This is a genomic window from Bacteroides sp. D1, from assembly GCF_000157095.2.
Classification (GTDB): Bacteria; Bacteroidota; Bacteroidia; order Bacteroidales; family Bacteroidaceae; genus Bacteroides; species Bacteroides xylanisolvens.
The window spans coordinates 611,977-635,910 of the sequence record NZ_JH114343.1 but is presented as its reverse complement, the minus strand read 5'-3'; the positions used below and the strand labels follow the sequence as shown (position 1 = coordinate 635,910).

Here is a 23,934-nt window from a genome sequence, read left to right as displayed (position 1 = left end):
ATGCATGTATTATTATGATTAAAAAATATCTTTCATTTTACTCTATCCTGACACAACGGACAGATGCTGCCGAAGCACGGTCCAGACCTGTAAAATTAAGATTTGCATTATTATAATAGAAGTAATAAGCTCCTGTTGTCCCCGGATTACTAGTCCATTGATACCCCCGATATTCCTGATAAGCAATTTTATTAGCTCCCCTATCCAGATAGCCTCCTGTCGGGAAGTAAGAAGTTTGCGAACCATCAATCACAAACAGATGCCCGTAATTATTATCACATTCTGTTTTTGAAGTAAAGATAAATCCCTGATAGCAATTCTGATCGGGCACACAATAACCTTCCGGACAGGGGTCATACACTGTCTTTACATTCTTAGTCAAACCGTCTGAATTTCCCCACAGTCCGTTATTCCGCCATTCATTATGCCAGTCATTCGCAGAAAAGATTCTTGTATCAGGATTGGAGATAGTATAACTCACAGTTCCTACTTCGGCAGAAGTGGTTGCATTGGCAGTTAATTCCTTATCACTCACAGTCGTCGCACTCGAACGGACAATATCAAGCGGACGCGGGAACGGATCTTTACGCCCCCACTGATACCACGCACCATAAGCATTCTGATCTTTAGGAGTAACAGAAGTTGCACCCAAATTACGATCCATCATTTTGAATGTTCCCCGTTCCTCATTAATATAGGTAAGATCCGATGCTTCAGTCACCCAAATATGAAAAGACCATACGTTCTTGCCCGATGCATCTCGAATAGCCACAAGGGCATTTCCTTTCACGCCGCTTACAGGAACTTTTAAAGTAGTTCCCTCCAATGCAGGGACAGCAGAAAGAACATCTCCCGATGAAGACGAATTCGTTTGTGTCCACAAAACAGTTGCAGACACAGCCTTATCTACTAATTCCCCATTGATATTCACCCTCGGACGATTTTCATAAGTATAATCTCCTGCCAATGAATAATAAGGTGTAACATCTATTTCAAGTGTTCCTGCAGATGCCGTACGATAACAGTTTGCCTTACCATAATACAATGTCACCGGCAATAATTCCATCGGTTTGACAACTCCGGCTTCAATAGTGAAAGCACCCGGAGTCGCTTGTTCGTAAATCCGTCCGGCAGCATCCGTTATGACGAAAGTCAACCCTTTGGTATAATTTACCGCAGGAAGAAATAAAACAAAGTCTGTATGAGCCGATGGATTATTATCTGCAGAAAGAGGTACGCTTGTATCACAAGTAACCAATGCAGTAGCCGCAGCAGAAGGAGTGGAAGACTTCCGAAGTGATACGATTCCATCCGCTACATTAACATCAGCTATACCCGACACCTGTTCTCCGTCATTACCGCGTACAGCTACAGACTTAACGTTAATTCCCATTAACTGATAATCAGTCAGTTGTATCCGTACTCCACCACACAGATTCTTAAAAGAGAAGGCTTCACCATCAGAGGCTGCCGCCATCGGCAAAGATGATATTTCACTATCGGCATTAAATGCACCCATCCATTTCTGTCCGGCAAGTGCCGAAAAGTCAACAGCAAGTGTCGTACCTTCAAGTTGGCTGCCTGACGCAGCCGACGCCGGATAAACAGCATATCGGATGGCATCATCTACAGAAGTGTCCACCGGGTCAAAAACAGCGGTACGAACACTACTGGCAGTAGTAGTATAAACAGCTCCATTCGGTGTTGAAGTGCCAAACAGCCGTATCTCATCATTTTGGGTCCAAACCACATTCATGGATGCATTAAGCGACGTGCGTGTTGTGGCAGTAACAGCACAAATGGCCGTAATGGATTTTTCTCCTCCTTTTACGGCCGGTTCCGGAGAAAACGCCTCGTCATCAGTTTGCACACAACTACCCAATGATAAACCAATTACCAGAAGAATCAGGATTTTATTTTTTTTCATGGTCTCGCAAATTTAAAATGTTATCATTATTTCCATGTACCTTCCGTATCGCCATTATTCCAGGACGGTCCGGTACCGGTATCTCCTTCCCCCGGGAGAGGTTCAGGATCCGTAGCAGCTTTCAAAACGATTGGTAACCATTTCTCATAATTCGTAGCAGTCAGTCCAGTGAAGGTATCACTACCATTCTGATCGTATAAGGTAGCATTAAACATCAAACGATCGGCCACCACCCGAAGTAAAGTCCGTGGAATAGCCATTTCGACTACATATCCCTTATCGGCTGCCGTATCACCAAAAGTTCCGTGAACTGCACCCTTACAAGTTACTGAAGAATGACTGCATTTAATGGTATATTGAACTGCATCCGGAATAAGAGAGATTTTAAGAGGAGTTCCGGTAGCATCTCCACCCTGAAAAATCAATTCCATGCTGTCGTCTGTAGTCAAGTCTTTATCAAGACGTTCCACCAGACAATATACATTTTCTGCATCATAAGCAAAGCGGAACACGGCTTGTGTAGTGGACACACTTCCGATAAATAGCGCATCACTGACTGCACTCCAATCCGAGTTGTCGGCGTCTATCACCGGTGTCATTCCGGAGGCATTAATCCGATGATTCAGAACAAACTGTCCAATCTGAATACGGGCAGCATCTTTATTCTCGCTATTGACAAAAGTAGCAGGCATGGCAGCTACAAGAGTATGCGGATCAATAATTTCCGTTGCTCCCCAATATCCTTTTCCACTGAATGGCTGATACGTTTCTCCCCATTGGGAAGCCTCTGCGTTACCCACCTGCATGGTAAAGAGAGAAGAAGCATTGTACGACAAGACAGTCTCTCCCGAGGGGAATTGTACCAGATAAGGTGCTGCAGCCTTCTGCACAAAATTGAGTTTACGGTCCGAAGGCCCTACTTCATCTCCGGTCAATGGAGCCGAAGCCCAGTTGTCGGAGCTCCACGCCATTGAAATATGATAAACGTCGCCTTCATCTCTGAAACGTGTTTCTGTAGCTACTGCAATCTTCGTCGAATTATTTAATTCGCGGGCAGAAGGCATCTGATCCGAATAAATTTGTTTGCCCGAACCATCTATAGCCAGTCCGGTCTTTTGACGGATCACCTTTCCAACGACCGTCCATGTCCGCCCATTATCCATAGAGCGCAGCATGGCAGTCCCCGAATCGGCTGTGAGAGGCTCGCTATCCGTAAAATAGACCTGTATTTCACCCGAACGAAGTTGTAATGCATAAGGTTCCCAAGTCGTTCCCTGATAAATAATCTGGGCAGTCGACCAGGTACGTCCATTATCGGAAGAACGCCTCATCATAATGCCATTACTCTGCGGATCGACCCTGTATCCCTGATTCAAGCGAAAGGAAGCGAATGCCAAAATATCCTTATTTGCCAGAACGACTGCATCACATGATGAGAAACAGCGTGTATCACTGGCACCGGAAGTTTGCCGGGCACTTTCGCTCTGAAACAGAGGACTGGATGCATTCTGCCATGTAATCAGATTAGTACTTAAAGCATAATAGACATTCCAAGCCTGTGGTCCCTGCTGGTATAATAGCAAATAGGTCCCATCACCTAATTTCTTGATACGGGGATAAAGAGCATTCACAGCCGACAGTGCCGGACTTTCCAAAGTCAGCAACCGGCGATAGTCTAATTCGAGAGAACTATTCCCCCATTCATCCGCATGAGAGTTCACTGCTACATTTTCACTTTTATTGAGTGACTGAATAGAGGTAATCTCTCCAGTGACCGGTTCAGGGTCAGGATTTGAATTAGGACGCGGATTGGGCCACTCATCCGTTGAGGTATAAGATGTACAAGCAACGAGAAGCCCCATCACTGTTACCAAAAGGTATCTATGAGTTTTTAACTTTTTCATCATATTCATTCTTTTATTTATTCAATCCGTTATCTATCAGTTTGAAGTCATACTTTTTATAAAATCAATTTCTTGTTGACTATAAGGTGTACCATCCAGACGGAATATATCATGAAACCAAATTTCAGGTTCCGGATCTCCGGCCTTGCTCGACCACTGTAAATGGAAATTACACTTTCCTGCTGTCAATCCCCAACTGATGGCACCTACCTTTTCACGTTTAAGAATCGGCATTATTTCTTCAAAAGTTGAACGAGGACGTCCCATATACTCCTGACAGATAACCGGACGATCAAACTGCTTCATGAAAGCGATGAATTTTTCCATTTCTTCAGGTCCGTAATAACAGTGAAAGGTCATAACGTCACAATTCTCACCCAGAAAACTGATAATCGGCAAATTACTGCGTGTGCCATGTCCTCCGGGATAAATCCATATCGGAGACGACAGCGGTTGCGAGGGATTCACCTCACGCGCCCAACGGAACACTTCGCGCAACAATGGCATGCTGTGTGCTTTCTGCTTGAAGTTTTCCGGTTCGTTATATAAACACCACAATAAAATACGATCATCTGCTTTAAAGGTAGTCATCACATCTTTCACGTAACGTTCCAGACGCGGATACGTTGACGGATCATTGACGGATGGCGCTCCGGGACTCTGTATCCATTGAGAGTTATGAACACCCTGTACAGAAGCCGGTTGTACACCGAGTTTCGGACTCTCAAAACGCCCGCCATTCGTAAAGAAAGTGACGATGGCACGCATACCATGTTTCTGACAGATACCCAGAAATGTATCCAGTCGTTGTTTAAACCCTGCCGGATCCGCTTCCCACACCATATCATGCAGGAATATGCGTACCGTATTGAATCCGAGTTCCCCGGCACGTCCCAACTCCAACTCCATGGTTTTCGGATCAAAAGTCTCCTCTTGCCACATCTCAAACTGATTGATTGCCGTAGCAGTAACGTAGTTGATACCCACCGGCCATTTTTGAGATGCGTACCATGCGTTTGCTTTTTCGGTCGACCATCTTTCAGCCTGTTGGGCGCAGCCGGTTGTTGTCAATAAAAAGAGAATTGTTACAATCAGTATATTCAATCTATTCATAAGAAATCAAATTAATTAAGTTGTTAATACCCAGGATTCTGGTCTTTTGTCTGATCCAATGCCATATTATAATTAAATTCATCGGTAGGGATAGGCCACCAGTAAGCTGCATCTCCCACTTCGGATAAAGCCGAAATACGTCCAGCAGCCAAAGCTGCTTCTGCAAGCTTTCCACAACGTTTCAGGTCATTGTAGCGTTTACCTTCAAAAATCGTTTCGTAGCCACGCTCCTGCAACACCAGTGCAAGAAAAGCATCTTTACTTGCATAATCAGCCAGTTTATAGTCTGAAGAAGATGCTTGTGTCGGTTTCTGTCCGTAAGCACGTCGCCGCACCATATTCAATTTTTCCATGGCATCATCGGTAGGAGCTCCTTTCCAGCGACAAACAGCTTCTGCATAATAAAGCAGAATATCAGCATAACGATATACCGGATTGTCATTGGGGGTTGTACTACTCCCTGTCCATTCCGAGTCTCTGAATTTCGAGCAAATCATACCCGTTTTAGTCAGTGCATTAAGTGTTCCATTCTGCGTTTGTTTATACAATCCGAACTGATAGCGTAAATCATTCTGGTCCCAATTCTGAATAAATTTATTCTTCTGATAATCGGTATAAATTCCTACAGCTCCCATATTCACGAAAGGATTGGGCTTGCAGAGATACATATAGGCGATGGTCGATCCACTATCGCGGTTGAACTTTATATAGAAAATTTCTTCAGAAGTGGCATTAGCCGTATGACCGTAAAGGTCGAGGAAATCATCCGCTTTGCCAACCTCAACCAGAGAATATCGTTTGGATGAAATAATTAAACCGGCTGCTTCAGCCGCCTCTTCATAGCGACCGGCATAAAGACAAGCTTCTGTTTTCAATGCCAATGCGGCATAACGCGAAGGACGTCCGGCAGATTTAGCCACTTCCGGCAGATTGGATGCAGCATAATCGGCCTCATCAATCACAAACTTCCAGATATCAGCTTCCGGAGTACGGGGTTTATTAAAGTCATTCATGTTCTGTTCATCAAAAAAAGGAACGGCGCCCCAATTTCGTGCCAGCCATGAATAGGCGAATGCACGTAGAAAACGTGTTTCCCCGGTAAGGTTGTTATACTCCTGTTGCGAGAGTGGAGTATTACCTATACCGTCAAGAATATTATTGGCAAAACGAATGGCACGATACAACACCGCCCAGCTATCTTTGGAGAAGCCCACCCCACCACTGGTAAGCCCGGTATCATAAGCTGTGGCATAGTTACCTCTTCCAATGCAATAATCCGCCAATCCTTCTTCCAGAACAATCAGATAACGGCTGAATCCCGGATCACGACGGAGTTGGAAATAGATGGAATTGATAACACTCTCCACTTCTTTGGCATTCGCCATAAAAGTCGTTGCATCCACTTTCTTCGGATGTTCTTCCAAAGAGCCCATATCTTCACAGGATGTGTTCATTGCCAGGATCATAGCAAAAGCGGCAATATATATCAATAATTTTTTCATAAGACATCAGTTTTTATATGTTAGAAAGTGAGTCGGCATCCAATCGTATAAGTACGGGCACTAGGATAACAATACGAATCTACCCCCTGAATCATCGAGCTTCCGCCACCATTGGCATTTATATCCGGATCCCAGAAAGGGTAGCTCGTAATAGTAAACAGGTTTTGGGCACTCACATAGACACGGGCGCGCTTGATGAATTTGCTACGGGCACAAGGTACATCGTAGGCCAATTCGAGGTTTTTCAGTCTGACGAAGCTGCCGTCATAGACAAACCGATCGGACATTTTATAGGAAGTCTGGTCGAGATTGGGATATTTTGCGGTAGGATTCTCGGGGGTCCAGTGATTGTAGTACACCTCGCGCAACGTATTCCCGTTATATCCATAATCATAAGCTTGTGCAGCCATACTAAGCGAATATATATCATTACCTATTGAACTCTGGAAGAAAGCGCTTAGCGTAAACCCTTTATAACTGACTGCTGTAGTCAGATTGACCAGAAAATCAGGATTAGGATCACCGATGATGGTCTTGTCTGCTGCTGTGATGGCAGGATCGTCATCCATATTCTTATATACAATATGACCGTTCTCATCATATCCATCTTCAACATATCCGTAGAAAACATACATTGGCTCACCCACACGCATCAGATTGAGCTGGTCTTTCAGAATGGTGTTATCCAATTCGCCACCGAAAATATCCTTATCTTCCGAAAGAACTAACACTTTGCTGCGATTGAGCGAGAAGTTGACACCCAAATCCCATTTCACAGCACGATCAATAATCCGCCCGTCGAGTTGCAACTCAAACCCCGAGTTACGGATGGAACCGATGTTACGCAAAGCAGTGGTGTATCCACTTGAACGAGGCATCTCTACATTGTTCAGCAAATCAGTCGTTTTCTTCCGATAGTAATCTGCAGTCATGCGGAGCCGATTATTAAACAGGGACAGATCAACCCCCACATTAAACTGTGAGGTGGTTTCCCACTTCAAATCACCGGTGTAGGTATCTGACGGAACATACGCCACTGTTGTATTCTTATCGAATACTACATTTTCCGTCCTCAATGTGTTCTGCGTAGAATACGGTGAGATGGCAGTACTACCGGTCACCCCGTAACTCAAACGGAACTTTAGATCCGAAAGCCACTCTACATCACGCAAAAAAGACTCTTGCGAAAGACGCCAGGCCGCTGCCGCTGAAGGGAAGTATCCCCATTTATTTCCTTTACTATAACGTGAGGAACCGTCAGCACGAAGACTGGCAGTCAACAGATAGCGATCAGCATAATTATAGTTGACACGTCCCAGAAATGAGAACAAGCGCCAATCTGAATAAGAAGATGTCGGCAGCCCCTTAACGGTAGCTGCATCCATGTCATAGGTTTCGGTCACATCACTCAAGAAGCCTTCGGCCGTACCCGTTCCCGCAGTTTTCGATGTACTCTGTTCGTAAGTAAAACCGCCCATCACACTCAAATGGTGTTTTTTTAGAAAACTCTTATTATAGGTTATGATATTATTACTTGTGATACCGACTGTCTCTCCAAATGTAATAGAGGCAGCTCCTTGTGAATTAGGGTATTGCAATGACTTGTAATAATCTTTGCGGTTCTGGTTATTGTTAACGTTGGCAGACAACTGAATTGAAAGCCCGTCTATCGGTTTTATTGTCAATGAAGCATTTGCCATAATCCGGTTGGCGTACCATTTATTATCCACTTCTTTCACATAAGCCAACGGATTTACCGGTGCAATCGGTTGTGTTTGGAAGTCATTCCAGGTTCCGTCGTCATAATGAGGTGTCGCTGTTGGCGGCAGAATCAGTGTAGAACCGATAACAGACGTTCCCCGGCTACCTCCCTGCGAATTCATCTGATTATGATTGGAGCGGCTGAAAATCAAGTTGCTCGACACGGTGACATATTTTGATATATGATAATTCAGGCTCGAACGGATAGACATACGTTTATAGCCACTTTCCTTCACGATACCTTGCTGATCGAAATAGCTGGCGCCTAACGTTCCCTGAACTTTTTCCGTACCACCAGAGACATTCACAGAGTGGTCGGTAACAAGTGCATTACGAAACAGTTCACGCTGCCAGTTGGTACTATGCCGAGTAGATTTAATCTCTTCATCGGTATATATCGTCGGCTGATTATTAATCGCTGCTTTTTCATTCAGATAGCTCATATATTCCCAAGCATCGAGTAGCTCAAGTTCTTTAGCCAGACTCTGCACACCGAAGCTGGCATTGTATTCCACCGTAATCTTCCCCTCTTTAGCTTGCTTCGTCGTAATCAAGATGACACCATTGGCACCGCGCGAGCCATAGATAGCAGTTGCGGAAGCATCTTTCATCACTTCAACAGATTCGATATCGGCCGTATTAATCATATTAATGTCACCCGGAAATCCGTTGATAATCCAAAGCGGTTCATTGTCACCCCGAATAGAATTGGAACCACGTACCCTCACTTGTATTCCGGCTCCCGGCTGGCCATTAGTTTGCTGAATCTGTACGCCTGACACGCGTCCCTGTAATGCTGACGCAACAGAAGTATTTGCATATTCAGTAATGATATCGCCTTTGACGGAAGCTATCGAACCGGAAAGGTCCCGTTTGCGTTGTACGCCGTAACCTACCACTACTACTTCATCCAATGTCTCTGTATCTTCTTCAAGAACGAAATTCATTGAACGTACTCCGGCCACCACCTTTTTGCTCTGTGGGGCGTAACCTATAAACGTCACATCAATAGTGGCACTTTCTGGTACATTCTGCAACTCAAACTTTCCGTTAAAATCGGTAACCGTACCGTTGGTGGTACCTTTTACCAATACGCTCGCTCCGATGACCGCTTCTCCCTGCTCATCTTTCACCACACCCGAAATCGTCCGGTTGGTCTTCGTCTGCACCTTTTGTAAAACAATCTGTTTGCCTACTATTTCATACGCAATGTCACTTTTATCAAAGGCCTGTTTCAGCACATCCGAAAGATATTGAGAACCTCCTTTCAGGGAAACAATACGTGACAGAGGGATAGAATTATCGAACACAAAAGTATAATCTGTCTGTTTTTCAACAGCTTGTATCAGATTTTTTAAAGAAATCTGCCTGGCAGCGATATTGACTTTAGTCTCTTTCTGCGCCCATAGCGAAGGGCTGGAAAGCAGGCTGCCCAAAACAAGAATGCTACATAATATTTGTTTTAGCTTCAACATTGTAAACTCATTTAAGGTTAAATAAAGGAATTAATTATTACCTTTGTCTGCATAAAGCAAGGCGATACCTGTGCCATCCGTCTGACGGATAGCATACATACGCAGGTTTTGCTCTTCGGACGTGGAAGATGGCACTCTTCTGCGTCCTTTTTTATTCTTCGATTACTTTCTTCCGGTTATGCTCACCTCCTCTCCGTTAATAGTGTATGTAATCGGAGTCACCCGATTAATGATCTCAAGCATCTCTCGCAAAGATTCTGTTTTAATTGTCATCCAATAACGTTTATTTTCCGGTACATCATGCAATTGAATTTTGATGCCATACCATCGTTCCATTTTTTGAACTATTTCCTGCAGGTTCTCATTTTCAATTTTCAACTTGCCCAATCGCCATACGGACTCTACTTCAGCATCGCAAGCCTCCAATTTACACTTCTCCATTTCATGCAAAGGAATAATGACTTTCTGATTGGGTTTCATATCTGCCAACAGCTTGTCCGTTAAAGTCGAGACAACCGTCACGTGCCCTCTAAGCAGTACAACTTCCAATTCTGAATGGTCTCCATATCCATTGACATCGAATGCGGTACCATGAACCAACACTTTTACATCACCTACCGATACATCAAACTGTCTCTTACTGTCTTGCACCACATCAAAAAAGGCCTGTCCATTCAATTTTACAGAACGGCAATCTTTGGCATAATCCGTAGAATAGGTCAAAGTAGAACCAGAATTCAACCAAACTTTAGTGCCATCCGGCAAACTGACTTCTGCTTTCTGGCCAACAGGAGCTGTAAATGAGACTAATCCTACTTCTTCCTTTTCCGAAACCAGCAGAGAAAGCGAGAAACCCAACGCCAGTGCCAGCATAGCAGCAATTCCCACTGCCCGATACAACAACCGCTGCGTGTACATCTTCACAGGTTTCACCAGATTCAGATTACTCATTATCTTTTCCCACACACGTTCTTTATCAGGAATTACCGGATGTATTCCCGCATGAGCTATCTGCCAGCTCTCGCACAGTTCCTGAAATTCCTGTTCGTGCCCGGCATCAGCATTCCGCCATTCCATAATTTCCATCTCCTCCTGCGGAGAAGCTGTTCTCAATAGATATTTAGATATGATAATATAAATGTCTTCCATATTTTAATGTGTTTTATAAGCTCTTTTATTAAATAGACCCGTAACTTTTGAATTACCCTGAAAGCATTCGACATTTTTTTCATAACACTCACTAAACAACTCTATTTTTTCTCATTTAATGCATAAGTCAATGACTTTACCCTAAAAGAAAAATCACCCTTACTACGATATATTTGTAGTAAAGGTGATTTTAGTAAGCTCAAGGCTTTTCGGACTACTTTAATTATAGCCAATATTAAGGAAGCATCTCAAATTCAGAGCCAACCCCTCTTGATTCTTATATAAAATACATATTTTTTCATTCTTCCATTATAATAACCTTACTTTTGAACCACAATTTTCAACTTACAGGTACGTCCGTAAAGTAATGCCACACCGTCATAGGTGAGTCCGGTTATGCCAGCTCCCGAGTAGGCTGGTCCCTGGCTTCCTACCACTCCTGTAGGAGTAGCTATTTTACATCCTCCGGCAACTAATGCATCCATATCATTTGCGGCTTCAATGACATGAATGACACCGTATTTGCCCGCCGCAGTAACAAAGGCAATATAAGAACCGTCTTTTATCTGCAGACTACAAGGATCATTCGGGTATCCATCAGACGCATTGACTCTTTGCATTAACATATCGGCACCTCCTTTAGCTATACTTTCCAATACATTCAACGCCTCAAAAGTCTTGACGTCCGAAGCCGCATTTGCCATCATCGCATCAATTCCAAGGTCAACAACCTTATCATCAGGGATAAGAGTAAACAGCGTTTTGTTGGTAGCAACACCTGCCGGTTTAATCCAGTCATTCACATCATAAGCTCTCCCTATCGGGCCTCCATTAATTCTTGACGCACTGACATAAGAGAAACCTCTGTTTTTAACGGCAACAAAGCTTGGATTTCTCCATATATTGATGAAAGCAAAGTCTATGCTATTTGCCTTTGAGCCATATCCTTTAATTTCCTTCAAGCTTAGTACATGTTTCTGCACACCCCGTATCATTATTCCCTCTATGGAGAAAATATAAGGTTGATCCGGTTCTGTTGAATGTTCCCATTCAGGTGCCATTTCGATATCGTTGAAAACAAGCGCAACATTATTGTCAACACCCTCAAGACCTTCGACATTGATAATCTTTTCCTCTTTCAACCCTTCTATATCTTCCACCACGATCTTGATTCCATTGGTCTCTTTATTGTCTACGACAGTTTTCAAGATAAATTCCATTTCCAACGGATTGCCTGATACCGGAATAGTCGTATATTCCTTCAGGTCACCCAGTACTTTATTACACAATGTATGTTTTATAGACTTAATGCCCACAGCTGAACGAATCACTACAGACAGAGAAACCTCTTCATCGGGTACTAAAACAGGGAAATCTGATGGTTCGGTGAATATCTGGGATGGAAGTTTGGTTATCTTTTTAATAGGTATTACCTTTTGTGCCGTTTTTGTCAAAACGTCCGTTGATGTTACCAGTATCCCGGCTGCTTCACGCGTGTTGACCTTGACATTCAAGTCAAATTCAAGTGTCATATCAGTTTGCAAGGTATCTATCTTTAAACGTTGACGTTCAGTCGCGTTTATCTCTTCATATTCTCCATTCTCATCCATCTTCAACAAGGTAGCATATATGCTATGTATACCCACAGCTGAAAAACTTCTGGCAGATACAGTCACCGTCGAGTTATACTCCACCACATCTATTTCGGAAGGAGAAGTGAGTTCTACAGTAGGTGGCGGATACGCGTTGTCGTCCGAATAATCAGACTTACTATCACTACAATTTGTCAACAACAAACCCCATGGAAGGGCAAGTATCAGGATCATTATATTTTTGATATATTGCTTCATGACCGTTCATTTTTTATTTTAAAGATTCGATTTGTAATTGAAAACAATGTAAATCTCCGCTTACACTTGTTTCGGTTACCCCCCTAAAAGCCCATTTGTGTGAAGTCAGGACAAATATACAATACTCGGAGTCTCTATTTCTATTTTCCACTTCTACGAAAGAATAGGTATCAGAAGTTAAGTTAGAAGTAATTGCCGACTCAAGATTAGGCAATAACGCACGTTTAACAGTGCCTACCAGAACCGTCTGTTCATTTACCTTTTTCTTGAAAACGTCGACAGCCGGAGCTATCAGGTCTTCACTATTTAATGATACAGAACAGAAGAGCATATCTATTCCGTTCACTGCTTCTGTTTTTGTTTCAAGATATCTGCAATCGTTTTTTACTACATATTGTGTCATTTCGGAAATAGTAGAAGGAAAAAGAACCGTACTACCGATTATCTTTTTCTCTCCGTTACTATAGCTGACAGGTACAAACACCGGCACTTTCTTGCTCTCTCTAGCAGTCTCCGTACCCGTATTTATGATTGCTGTTTGCCCATAGACAGCGTTCGTCCTGTCCAGCAATGCCACTGAATGAACAGTGTTTCTGATAGATGACGCCACCTCTTTATAACTGCAAGAGCTAAATAAATTTTGCTCTGACAAGTGCGCATAAACCAATACGTTAGTTGTTCTGAACCGGTTCCATTCCGGAATATCTTCTCCCTTGTTATCCTCATCACTACACGAAACGAACAGGCAAGAGATGACACATATAAATAGCAGATATAGATAGTTTGATTTCATATTTCATTCATTTTACAAATTCAACTTCAGCAAACAAAGCCCTGTGGTCAGAAACCTCCGGATTAGATAAAACTTTAAACGACTTCACTTTCCACTTATTCTGTGGAAGTCCGAATATATAATCAATCTTGATTGTCGGCTGATCTGCCGGATAGGTGAATGTATCATCACAGATTCTCTGCCAGTTCTTCATTACCTCACAAATCACATTAGAGTCGGTCCGGGCATTAAAATCTCCCCCCAGCAACGTCGGGGTATCTCCCGTACCAATCCGCTCATTAATCTGTTCGGCCATTGCACTCCTTATCAGGTCCGTCGAATGATCCAGGTGAGTCGTTCCTATCCTGATTACGTCTGAAGTTCCCGGTTCCTGAATATCTACATATAATAGCGTCCGGGGTTCTTTGGCTCCGTCTATACCTTCAAAAGTTTTGTTATTGATATAAACAAAAGGATATTTTGAAAGGATAGCTACTCCATATTCTCCACCACCAGTATCCATCGCTTTCCCGAATACGGAAAACAATCCCAACTCCGCAGCCAGTTGAGTGGTGAAATCCTGATTTTTATTCCTTTTTGTGTTGTAATCTATCTCTTGCAACATTACAACATCCGGATTGTATTTCCTGATAAATACAGCATACTCCTTCACCGAGTAGCCGGTCATTTCCCCGGACATCCGGCAATTATAGCTCATTATTTTAAGAGCCTGCGCATACGTACTTTGATACGCAAAAAAGAAAAGGCATACCCATACAATGGGCTTTAAAAGTGCTTTCATAAATTTGTTTTTATTATTAGATTAAGTTTACTTATTCAACGGTATATGTATATTCTGATATTTTTTTAAAGCTAACCGGTGTTATGGATTGCATCACCTCCAACACATAGTTCAAATCGTTCCCTTTACAAACGAAGTCGTACGTAAACGAAGCAATCTTTTCGTTTTTAACTGTAATCTCTATATCAAAATGACGCGAGAGTGTTGTAAGCACCTCTTTCAATGATGCATTTCTGAAAATAAGCCGGTTACTCTTCCAACTCGAAGCATCATCGTGATATCTATCAGTTTTTATTTTTATTACATTACTCCTTTTCTCATAAACTGCAGTTTGTCCGGGAAGCATTTGCTGCATAGGCCTGCGGCTTTGCACATGCCCGATATTTATACTTCCTTCGTCGAGTGTAGTTTTGATTACCTTATCCGAAGCGTATGCTTTTACATTGAAACACGTTCCCGTCACTTGTATTTTCACATTCTCGGCAAGCACCTGAAAAGGGGATTTCTTGTTTTCTGCTATTTCAAAATAAGCCTCTCCCTCCAATGTAACATTCCTGTTGTATTTTGCAAACTGTTCCGGATAGGTCAATTTAGAATCGGCATTTAACCACACCCGGCTACCATCAGGAAGTAATACGAATAGCTTCTCCCCCCTTACAGCACAGACCTCCCGATAAACAAGGTTTGCCTCATTATGACTTTGATAGAAATTATATCCTACACCTATCACTAGCAAAACAATTGCACAAGCTACCGTCCACTTAAAGAACAATGGCATCCTTATTCTCCTGTTCTTTCGTTTTTCTTCCCGCATCACGGCTTCCTGAATATTCTTATAAATGCGATATTCATCAAAAGGAGGCAATTCTCTGTCGCCCAATTCGAGCTGTTTGCCTTCTATTATCCTCTGAATGTCGTCATCCATATATTTCCCGATGCCGTCAACTACTTCAAAGTCCTGATTTGTATGTTTCTTTTTTGATTTCATATTTCAATATCTATTAGTAATACACACTGTTACAAAAAAGTATTATACAGACTACGTTAAACCGTGTTAATTCAAAAGAACGTTCCATATCAGCAAAAAGAGATAAAACTACATCATACAATAAAGCAACAATAGGCTAAGCTCTCCCACTGTCGCGCGAATCTGCTTCAAAGATTGGCTATATTGAAATTTAATTGTATTGATCGAAAGATTAAGTTTATCGGCTATTTCCTGATTGGAGTATTTTCCCGAAACTTTCATTTCAAAAACCTTGCGGCGTTGCGGCGAAAGTTGCTCAAGAGCTTGCTGTATGATGTTCATTTGTTCTTGTTTAAGGTTTTCGTTTTGAGAATTGTCTTCCAATTCCAAAACCATTGAAAGGCAATCCTCAAGTAAATAGATATTTTTCTTTGAGTCTCTCAACGTATTGAGTAGATCGTTCTTCAACATCGTAAAAAGATATCTGTTTATGGGTTTTGTCTCGTCGATCTCTTCTTTTTTCAGCCAGAGTTTTAAGAATAAGTTCTGCACGGCATCTTCAGCCAGTTCCTTATTCAGCAAATATTTAAATGCCAAAGAAAAGGTCTGCGCCGCATACGTCTTATATACAATACTAAATGCCAGCTGGTTCCCCTCTTTCAGAGCCTTAACCAAAGCTTGGGCTTCATCCTGTGAGTATTTCTGGGACATCTTAATCATTTTAAATATGAAAATAAAAAGCTTATTATATCAAGTCCTTACTTTCAAATATATTAATTCTTTCTGATATAGCATGATTCGCGAACAACAAATGAAACAGGCCTCTTATTTATTTCACCAGTCTTTGATATTTGCTGAATAAAAAGGTGGAGAATGATAATAATCCGTCAGTTGTTGAATGAACATCTTTTCGAGTATCCTTCCGATCAGTTGCATTTACCCAACCTTCTTCTATTTCTTTTAATTCATCTTCAAGTTGTTTCTGATCCACCTCTACACCTTCCTCGGCCGCTTTGATGAATGTATTGACATACACCTCCCAGCGTTTTGCATAATAATCACTTATCAGCCCGGCCCACGAACGACTGGCATAATCGTTCAGGCTTCCACCCCAAGTCGTAATCAAGTTGCGAGCATTCTTTTCATAATAGTCTTTCAACTGGGGAGAATCCCCCATCTTCCGTGCATCATCAATCCATTTATCCAGCGAACAGTAAGGATGAAAGGCATTCAGCTTATCCAAATCATTCAATATCTCTTTCATTTTCTCGCCACAAGCTTTCAAAGCCTGATGGTCTTTAGCTTCAACCATCCTGTCAAACTCCATTTTCACATCAAGAAAGTAGTTTCCAAGCACCTGTCTACCTACAGTAATCAAATCCAGGCGAAAAGCATCTCTCCGGTCAGAAGGCGCCTCATTCAGTTTTCTCCAGACCTCTAGTAGTTCAACATTGCTATACACATTACTTGTCCGTTTTTCACTGTTCTTATTCAATGCAGGACGATACCCGGGTAAGGTACCCAATGTGCGCGGCACCTGTACATAAATGTCATTGAATAATCGTTTCCAAGCATCGCGCACAGGCTGCGACACGCATCCCACATGCCTGTCAGCCAGACATTCAATCCATTTATTATCATCTACATTCAGGTTCCATGCTTTCTCAAGAATGTATTCGTAGGGAAACTGCATCACATCCAACCCTTCCAGCGTAGAGCCGATTCCTTTAAGGTTGCCTCCACCGTTAATGAGAGCATTCTCAAGTCGTGCGCCACTTTCTTTGACGTTACCTGTCAAAGTCGTGTTTCCCCCGAAATTGCCCAGATAACACCAAATATAGGGCTGATCATGAAAATGCTCTGTTCTTTTCCATAATTCAACATTTTCACAATGATAATCCAGTAATATCATTTTATTCTGTGGCACTCCTGTCAGCAAAGCCTTCATTCGCTCGGAAGTCCATTTATCTTTATCAAAATAAAACATCCACGTCATTTGCATCCATTGGGCTTTGGGATCGGCAGCCGTCAACGTAGCGTACATATCCGAAGCTATCTTCCGCAAATATTCGGGTTCGAAACTGGGCGGGTCAACCTCATTGAAAGGATCTAAACCATAAATATGATCGGTTCCGAAAAGTTTTTTTTGTTCATCAAGAAATAGCTTCTGAATTTTCGCAAACAGAGCATCGTTAGGGTTCAGAAAATTACAACGGTATGCATCAGCAAAGCCTGCCCATTTGCCTAAATGTTGAATATCAGCCTCGGGATAAATCCGTTTTAAATCGGCAGGTACATGTCCGGCGAAGGCTGGTAATACGGGCTTCATATTCAATTCACGCTCACGTGCGAGTATTTTTTTTTGCAAGCTTACCTGGTGTTCCAGCCATTCCATCGGCAACGGACCGTTCCAGCGATCTATGTTAGCCATCCGATGCCAGGGCAGATACGGCGGTCCCGTGAAGTAAGAGCGTATTTCGATGTCCGACATTCCCATTTTCGACCAGACTTTATACCACACGGCTTCTTGTCCGGTAATTGCCAAAGGCATATTTATACCATTAAGGGCCATCCAGTCAATAAAACGTTCCCATTCTTTCCATTGCCACCAAGGCATCGTGTAACCATACGTGCAGTAATTCAGGAAAAAGCGAGTATCCACTCTCGCTTCCGAAACGACCTTCTCATCAACCATCGGCAATTCTTCAGGAATTTCAACGGCTATATCCGCATACCATGACACTGTAGTGAGACAGTAATATTTTAGATAATGGTTCAGTCCCATCGCCATTGAATTGGCATTGTTTCCGCCAATTACAATTTTATCTTTTACAGACTCTATCGTAAAGCAGTCTTTTTCTCCTTTTAACTTTTGAAACTGAAAACTCTCGATGTATGACGGAAGCAAACGTTTCAATAATGCTTCCGCAACAGCTACGTCTTTGTCTTTAGCCTGAAGAACCAACGACATAAACAGCATAACCAGACACGTGTATACACTTTTTCTTTTCATCCTGATTTATAATTTTATATAGATTTTTCTTTTTAACAAAACATATCCCAACAGCCCATTGAACAACAGGAAAAATACACCGTACATAAATGAACCGAAATAATTTCCGAATAACGGGTTAAGCAAATTATTGAACACTGTTGTATGAATATGCCAATGCACAAGCAATCCTCCGGCTATACAACTAAACACATAAATTACAAGCGGATTCGCTCCAAATGTTTCAAAAAACGAAAACCACTTTTTATTCTGCTTTACATCAATGATATAAAGCAGCAATGCCAATGACAATGTCGCAATCCCACAAGTAAGCAAAACGAACGAAGGAGACCACAAACGTTTATTCAAAGGACAGGCATAGCTTAACAAATAGCCGGCAAACAACAGAGTGGTACCTATAAGAAATAGATTCAGCATCCGGCGGTCATTGTCTTTAATATCGATGATTATCTTTCCGCAAACAAAACCGATCATTACTTGAGACACAGCGGGAATCGTACTAAGTATCCCCTCGGGATCGACAAACTGGCGGCCCTGAAGATACATGTGGTTAGACCCTAAAATAGCCGAATCAACAATCCCGACGATATTATCCACACTTTTTTCAAATCCGTTTCCAAATAACTGAAAAATAAAGTAGACAACCAGCAAGATAATAGCCAATGGCATAAACTTCTTATGCGGTATTGTTACAGCCAATAAGGCTGTAATGCCATAACAAATCCCAAGCCGTTGCATAACTCCCATCAACCGGAGCTGACTCAAATCAAAATAGTTACCACTATCTATTGCTGTAATGAACCACTCCATAACCAGACCTATAAATATTAATAAGAGACTTCTTTTTATGATTTTCGCAATGGCCGGTCGACACTGGAAGTTATACTTACACAAGGAGATGTAGGTCGAAATACCCATCAGGAACATAAACATCGGGAATACCAGATCGGCCGGCGAAAAGCCATCCCACTTGGCATGTGCAAAAGCGGCAAAGTTATACCCGCACTTTCCTGTATTGTTGACCAAGATCATCCCGGCAACAGTAATACCCCGAAGTACATCAAGCGAAAGTAACCGTTTGTTCGGATTCATAATATTTGATTCTTTTAATTACTTATTATATATAAAATAGTCGTTCCGGCAGCTAACACTATCCCTATAAGCGACTCATAAGGTATCAGTTTCAGACGTTCCTTAAAGTTGAGTTCGCATACGCCTCCTGTCGCATGAAAGAACGAGCCATGTGGCAAATGGTCAAGAACTGTAGCTCCGGAATTAATCATAGCTGCCCCCCAAACCGCAGAAATACCTATAGCCAATATCGTTTCAGCGAACGAAGAAGAAGCCAGTGTCGCTCCGGCTGTTGTCGATGCGGTAGCCGCTGACATCAATGCGCCTGATATAGGAGCAATCAATGCATCACTCATATGAGCATGATCTAATCCTGTAAGAATCCAGTCTTTCAAAGAAGAGTTCTTTATGATGCCGGCAATAGTTCCGGTTCCTATCAACAGAATAGCTACCACAGACATCTTTTGCAGTCCATACTCTATACTCGGAAGAATGTTTTTCCATTGTTTCATACAGATAGCACCACATAAACCACCTACCGGCAAAGCTATCAAAGGATCAATATTGATTCCTGCCGCAGGACGTAATGCCAATAAAACAATCGTAACAACAGGAGCAATCAGACTGGTTCTTAACGAAGGCAGATTTCTTTCTTCCTCTTTATCCTCTGTTTGCATCATCGTTTTTTTGTTTTTCACTGTTTGAGGCATCAGACGGACAATAACAAAAACAGTGAAAAACAAACCGATCACTGCCGGTAAAATATTGGCAAACATTACAGCCGATAGATCTGCATTAAAATTTCCGGCTGCTATAATGGTATTCGGGTTAGGTGATATGATATTTCCACATTTACCTCCCCCGATCATAGCAATAAGCAATACAGATGGAGACAGGTTTAGACGCTTGCCTATCGAAAGAGCCACCGGCGCAACGGTTATCACAGCCACATCAATAAATACGCCTACCGTACAAAGCAACATCGTTGCGAGTGCCAATGCCATAAATACCCGTTTTTCACCCATTTTGTTTATAATCGCATTGGAGATGACCGTGGTAGCCTCGGTTTGTATTAATATGCCTGACAAGACTCCGGCTGTCAGAATCCGCAATACCGCCGGGGTGACCTCTTTCACCCCTTCGGTCATCACCGTAACAGTCTCATTTAAAGATAGTCCTCCCAACAACCCTCCGACTATCGCTCCGATAATCAGACTGTATGTCGGAGAAAGCTTTCTTATGATTAACAGTATGGATAATGAAAGCCCGATTAATGCGCCTATCGCTGTCATTGAGTATTATTTAGTAAATTGTTTTATGATTCTCACCACCTGTCGCACCGTTCTCTCTATGTTTTCTTTCGTAAACTCCGGTTGCATCGCCTCTTCAAGTGTTACCGGAAAAGGTTGAATAGGCAGTACGGCAGTAAACCCCATCCTATTAAGCGCTTCGGTGGCTTCGACCGCTCCCCCCAACGCTATCACCGGAACCTGACATCTCTCACCGACACGTAAGATTCCGTCCAGCGCTTTTCCCATACAAGTCTGGCGATCCAGCTTCCCCTCTCCGGTCAGTATCAGGTCTGCCTGTCGGACGACCTCCTCGAAACGAAGCGTTTTCAATATAACTTCTATTCCGGATTGCAATTCTGCATTCAAAAACGGAAGCAGACCGCCTCCCATTCCTCCGGCTGCTCCAGCACCGGGAAGCTGCGATATATCCATATTTGTATATTCCTTTATCACCTGTGCATAATGCCGCAACCCATTGTCCAACTCTATCACTTGCAAACTATTTGCCCCTTTTTGGGGAGCATATACATAGGCCGCACCCTCTTTTCCAAAAAATGGGTTACTAACATCACAGGCAATCGTAAATTTACTTTCCTTCAATGCCGGATTTAATTGGGAAATATCTATTTGATGAACTTTTATCAGATTTTCGCCGACAGGCTCCAACTCACCGTTTCCGCTATCTAAAAAGCGTGCACCTAAAGCCTTCAGCATACCTATTCCCGCATCATTCGTAGCACTTCCGCCGATCCCGATAATGAATTCCCGACACCCGCGTTTTAATGCATCAGCAACCATCTCTCCAACTCCATAAGTCGTAGTCTTCATGGGGCTTCTCCGGCTTGAATCAATCAATGGCAGACCGCAGGCCGAGGCCATTTCGATAATAGCCATCGCATCATTGTTTACGATGCCATACGATACTTCAATTGGCTTCATGAATGGATCATGCACCCGACATGACACCGTTTGAGCATGAAGGGCGGAGCATAAAGCTTCTGTAGTCCCTTCGCCGCCATCAGCTATGGGGAAGCGTATAATCTGACAGTCGGGTAATTCCTCCTGAATCGCTTTTTCGGCAGCTTTCGCTATCTCGAAAGAACCGACCGAACCTTTAAACGAGTCGAATGCCAATACAATCTTTTTCATAAAAGCTATCACTTATTTGTTTTCTCTATTAAATTCAATGCAGCCTTGACCGGATCATCAAACGGAGTCGTACTGTTGCTCCAGGGAGATGTGATCCATTGCTCCTCCCATTCTCGGATTTTATTCCGGTCTTTTGTAAAATAGAGCTGTATACGAGGGATATAGTAGTCTTTAATCAGCCCGCTCCAGAAACGGGCAGCATAATCTTCCTGAATACCACCCCAACTTGTAATCAAGCGTTTGGCATTTGCTTCATAAGCATCTTTTTCCTGAAGAGTTGTTCCGCTATTGCGCGCAAATTCCACCCATTCTTCTAATCGATATAAAGGATGAGAGGCCAACAGCCTGTCAACGTCCATCAACAAATCAACAGTTTGTTGCAGATTACGTTGCGCTGCGAAAACACGATTCTCCGAATCATCTTTCAGGGCCTGCTTATAAAAATTTTCAGCTTTAGCCGCCAGATAATACGAAACAAACTCTATGAGGTCGTTTCTGTATAATTCAGAGCTTTTCAGTTCGTCAGCGCAACTAGCATACAAACGTATAGCCTGCAAGTAATCATCACTAAGGTCGATTTTACTGATCCGCCGTTGATCGGGTACTACAGTTTGCCAGGTAAAACGGGGGTATGAATATAAAGAACTATATGCTGTTTTCCGAAAAAGCTTCCAAGCTTCCTCCATGGCATCGGGATATCCTCCATAACGGGCCTCGCAGTATATCTTCATCCAATCGTCCAGGTCGATACTATCTGATGACCATCCCATATCGGCTAACAGTTCGTAAACAACCTCATTGTTTTCGAGTCCTTCAGGGGCAGAACCGAACCCAATCAAGTTACCTTTATTTGCGGCACGTAACGCTTTGACCGAGGAACTAGCATACATGTCCAAGTCTCCTGTCATGGTGTTTTTCCCACCAAAGTTGGGTACATAGCTGAATATCCATTTCTTTCCGTAAAACCCATCATGTACTTTCCATGTTTGCTCGGTGTTCCACACCCATTTCGGATAATCATTGCCCAAATCAATGATAATCATTTTATCATCAGGTACATTGCTTAACAAGGCTTTAAGCGATTCTTTATCCCAGAATGAATGTTGATATCCGAATGTCCATCCCTGTGTAACCCAAACGGCATCCGGGTTTCCGGCTGTAATTGATTTATAGATCGTTTCTCCATACTCGGTCAATAACTTATATTTCGCTTCTTTATCTTCCTTATCGATAGGCAGCTCCATCTCATTAAAACTATCCGAGAGATAATACGTATTTTCTCCAAACTCTTTTTCCCACTCTTCGACAAACAGTTTGCCTATCTCTTCGAAAAAAGGTGAATCCGGTGGCAATACATAGGCGTTGTACTCTTCATCAAAACCACCCCACCGCATGTGCCGGAATTGTGTGTCGGGATGTTTCTGTGCAAATGCTTCCGGCACGAAACCTGCAAACGCAGGTGCTATGGGCTGCATACCCAACTCGCGCATACGGGTCAGGATTTGATGCTGCAAAGCGATTTGGTTCTGTTGCCATGTATCAGATAAGGGACCGTCCCACTTGTTCAGATTGCCCATGCGATGCCAGGGAAGGTGTGCAGGGGCAGTGAAAAACTCACGGATTTCTTCTTTGTTCAATCCCATACGCAGCCATACCCGTTCCGCAATGGCTTCGCTGGCCACGGTAGCCAAGGGCATATTTACACCATAAAGAGCCATCCTGTCAATTTCCTTTTCCCAACGCTCCCAGTCCCAGTAAGGAGTAGTGTAGCCGAATGTACAAACATTAAGGAAATAGCGCAACTCATAAGGGGACATCTGTTCATACAATTCATAATCGGGCCACGGCATCACCGACGTTATGTGTTCACCGCTCCATGTTTTCATACTCTTGCAGGCCTCTTTCATGTATGTATGAAAAGCGTAACAGATAGCAACGGAGCTGCTTCCCCTTAGGGTAAGCCGGCCGTCGCTTGCTATCACTTCGAATATATCTTTACCTTCGGATGGTTCGATATATTCAAAGTGGATAGACTGTGCTCTTTCCCCAATCTGACGTTCTATTAACTGTTTGGCGGGGGTGATAATATCCGTCTTAGGCTTGTGGCATGAGCAGAAAAAAAGCGTTGTTGAAATCAGTAAATACTTGATTATTGTATGTATCATAGAAAATCATAAATGTTATAAG

16 protein-coding genes are annotated in these 23,934 nt (G+C 42.7%); all 16 read right to left on the bottom strand.

The genetic code is table 11. The features are described from left to right. Nucleotides 1–37 precede the first annotated feature (37 nt). A complete protein-coding gene (locus tag BSAG_RS08690) occupies nt 38–1,927 on the bottom strand; it encodes a hypothetical protein (RefSeq protein WP_008997613.1) in 1,890 nt (629 codons plus the stop codon). 26 nt (nt 1,928–1,953) lie between these two features. Further along, nucleotides 1,954–3,831 (bottom strand): hypothetical protein, encoded by a 1,878-nt coding sequence (locus tag BSAG_RS08695; RefSeq protein ID WP_008997612.1) that lies wholly within the window; start codon nt 3,829–3,831, stop codon nt 1,954–1,956. 36 nt (nt 3,832–3,867) lie between these two features. Then, nucleotides 3,868–4,944, bottom strand: a complete 1,077-nt coding sequence (locus BSAG_RS08700) for a cellulase family glycosylhydrolase (RefSeq protein ID WP_004317506.1) — start codon at nt 4,942–4,944, stop codon at nt 3,868–3,870. 23 nt (nt 4,945–4,967) lie between these two features. Beyond that, nucleotides 4,968–6,446, bottom strand: coding sequence for a RagB/SusD family nutrient uptake outer membrane protein (locus BSAG_RS08705; protein ID WP_004317504.1), 1,479 nt, complete (start codon nt 6,444–6,446; stop codon nt 4,968–4,970). Nucleotides 6,447–6,466: 20 nt separating this feature from the next. Beyond that, complete coding sequence (locus BSAG_RS08710) at nt 6,467–9,682, bottom strand: SusC/RagA family TonB-linked outer membrane protein (RefSeq protein ID WP_004317501.1); 3,216 nt, start codon at nt 9,680–9,682, stop codon at nt 6,467–6,469. A 162-nt stretch (nt 9,683–9,844) separates the two neighbouring features. After that, on the bottom strand, nt 9,845–10,831 hold the full coding sequence (locus BSAG_RS08715) for a FecR family protein (protein WP_004317500.1): 987 nt from the start codon (nt 10,829–10,831) through the stop codon (nt 9,845–9,847). A gap of 320 nt (nt 10,832–11,151) precedes the next feature. Then, nucleotides 11,152–12,681, bottom strand: a complete 1,530-nt coding sequence (locus BSAG_RS08720; protein ID WP_008016601.1) for a hypothetical protein — start codon at nt 12,679–12,681, stop codon at nt 11,152–11,154. Between the two features lie 13 nt (nt 12,682–12,694). Beyond that, nucleotides 12,695–13,474, bottom strand: a complete 780-nt coding sequence (locus BSAG_RS08725; protein ID WP_004317496.1) for a hypothetical protein — start codon at nt 13,472–13,474, stop codon at nt 12,695–12,697. Nucleotides 13,475–13,481: 7 nt separating this feature from the next. Beyond that, nucleotides 13,482–14,255 (bottom strand): endonuclease/exonuclease/phosphatase family protein, encoded by a 774-nt coding sequence (locus tag BSAG_RS08730; RefSeq protein ID WP_004296439.1) that lies wholly within the window; start codon nt 14,253–14,255, stop codon nt 13,482–13,484. Nucleotides 14,256–14,286: 31 nt separating this feature from the next. Beyond that, nucleotides 14,287–15,243 (bottom strand): FecR family protein, encoded by a 957-nt coding sequence (locus tag BSAG_RS08735; RefSeq protein ID WP_004317494.1) that lies wholly within the window; start codon nt 15,241–15,243, stop codon nt 14,287–14,289. A gap of 108 nt (nt 15,244–15,351) precedes the next feature. Further along, on the bottom strand, nt 15,352–15,933 hold the full coding sequence (locus tag BSAG_RS08740; RefSeq protein WP_004317492.1) for an RNA polymerase sigma factor: 582 nt from the start codon (nt 15,931–15,933) through the stop codon (nt 15,352–15,354). 118 nt (nt 15,934–16,051) lie between these two features. Continuing rightward, complete coding sequence (locus BSAG_RS08745; RefSeq protein WP_008016606.1) at nt 16,052–18,235, bottom strand: alpha-N-acetylglucosaminidase; 2,184 nt, start codon at nt 18,233–18,235, stop codon at nt 16,052–16,054. A 6-nt stretch (nt 18,236–18,241) separates the two neighbouring features. After that, nucleotides 18,242–19,327: an acyltransferase family protein gene (locus BSAG_RS08750; protein WP_004317486.1), complete on the bottom strand. Its 1,086-nt coding sequence runs from the start codon at nt 19,325–19,327 to the stop codon at nt 18,242–18,244. Nucleotides 19,328–19,341: 14 nt separating this feature from the next. Continuing rightward, on the bottom strand, nt 19,342–20,598 hold the full coding sequence (locus tag BSAG_RS08755; protein WP_008016609.1) for a GntP family permease: 1,257 nt from the start codon (nt 20,596–20,598) through the stop codon (nt 19,342–19,344). 6 nt (nt 20,599–20,604) lie between these two features. Next, nucleotides 20,605–21,747 (bottom strand): glycerate kinase, encoded by a 1,143-nt coding sequence (locus BSAG_RS08760; protein WP_004317480.1) that lies wholly within the window; start codon nt 21,745–21,747, stop codon nt 20,605–20,607. Nucleotides 21,748–21,755: 8 nt separating this feature from the next. Then, a complete protein-coding gene (locus tag BSAG_RS08765) occupies nt 21,756–23,912 on the bottom strand; it encodes an alpha-N-acetylglucosaminidase (RefSeq protein ID WP_004317479.1) in 2,157 nt (718 codons plus the stop codon). Nucleotides 23,913–23,934 lie beyond the last annotated feature (22 nt).

Bases quoted from the DNA above. Each gene is read 5' to 3' on its own strand.
- BSAG_RS08690 (WP_008997613.1), bottom strand. From the start codon at position 1,927: ATGAAAAAAAATAAAATCCTGATTCTTCTGGTAATTGGTTTATCATTG.
- BSAG_RS08695 (WP_008997612.1), bottom strand. From the start codon at position 3,831: ATGAAAAAGTTAAAAACTCATAGATACCTTTTGGTAACAGTGATGGGG.
- BSAG_RS08700 (WP_004317506.1), bottom strand. From the start codon at position 4,944: ATGAATAGATTGAATATACTGATTGTAACAATTCTCTTTTTATTGACA.
- BSAG_RS08705 (WP_004317504.1), bottom strand. From the start codon at position 6,446: ATGAAAAAATTATTGATATATATTGCCGCTTTTGCTATGATCCTGGCA.
- BSAG_RS08710 (WP_004317501.1), bottom strand. From the start codon at position 9,682: ATGTTGAAGCTAAAACAAATATTATGTAGCATTCTTGTTTTGGGCAGC.
- BSAG_RS08715 (WP_004317500.1), bottom strand. From the start codon at position 10,831: ATGGAAGACATTTATATTATCATATCTAAATATCTATTGAGAACAGCT.
- BSAG_RS08720 (WP_008016601.1), bottom strand. From the start codon at position 12,681: ATGAAGCAATATATCAAAAATATAATGATCCTGATACTTGCCCTTCCA.
- BSAG_RS08725 (WP_004317496.1), bottom strand. From the start codon at position 13,474: ATGAAATCAAACTATCTATATCTGCTATTTATATGTGTCATCTCTTGC.
- BSAG_RS08730 (WP_004296439.1), bottom strand. From the start codon at position 14,255: ATGAAAGCACTTTTAAAGCCCATTGTATGGGTATGCCTTTTCTTTTTT.
- BSAG_RS08735 (WP_004317494.1), bottom strand. From the start codon at position 15,243: ATGAAATCAAAAAAGAAACATACAAATCAGGACTTTGAAGTAGTTGAC.
- BSAG_RS08740 (WP_004317492.1), bottom strand. From the start codon at position 15,933: ATGTCCCAGAAATACTCACAGGATGAAGCCCAAGCTTTGGTTAAGGCT.
- BSAG_RS08745 (WP_008016606.1), bottom strand. From the start codon at position 18,235: ATGAAAAGAAAAAGTGTATACACGTGTCTGGTTATGCTGTTTATGTCG.
- BSAG_RS08750 (WP_004317486.1), bottom strand. From the start codon at position 19,327: ATGAATCCGAACAAACGGTTACTTTCGCTTGATGTACTTCGGGGTATT.
- BSAG_RS08755 (WP_008016609.1), bottom strand. From the start codon at position 20,598: ATGACAGCGATAGGCGCATTAATCGGGCTTTCATTATCCATACTGTTA.
- BSAG_RS08760 (WP_004317480.1), bottom strand. From the start codon at position 21,747: ATGAAAAAGATTGTATTGGCATTCGACTCGTTTAAAGGTTCGGTCGGT.
- BSAG_RS08765 (WP_004317479.1), bottom strand. From the start codon at position 23,912: ATGATACATACAATAATCAAGTATTTACTGATTTCAACAACGCTTTTT.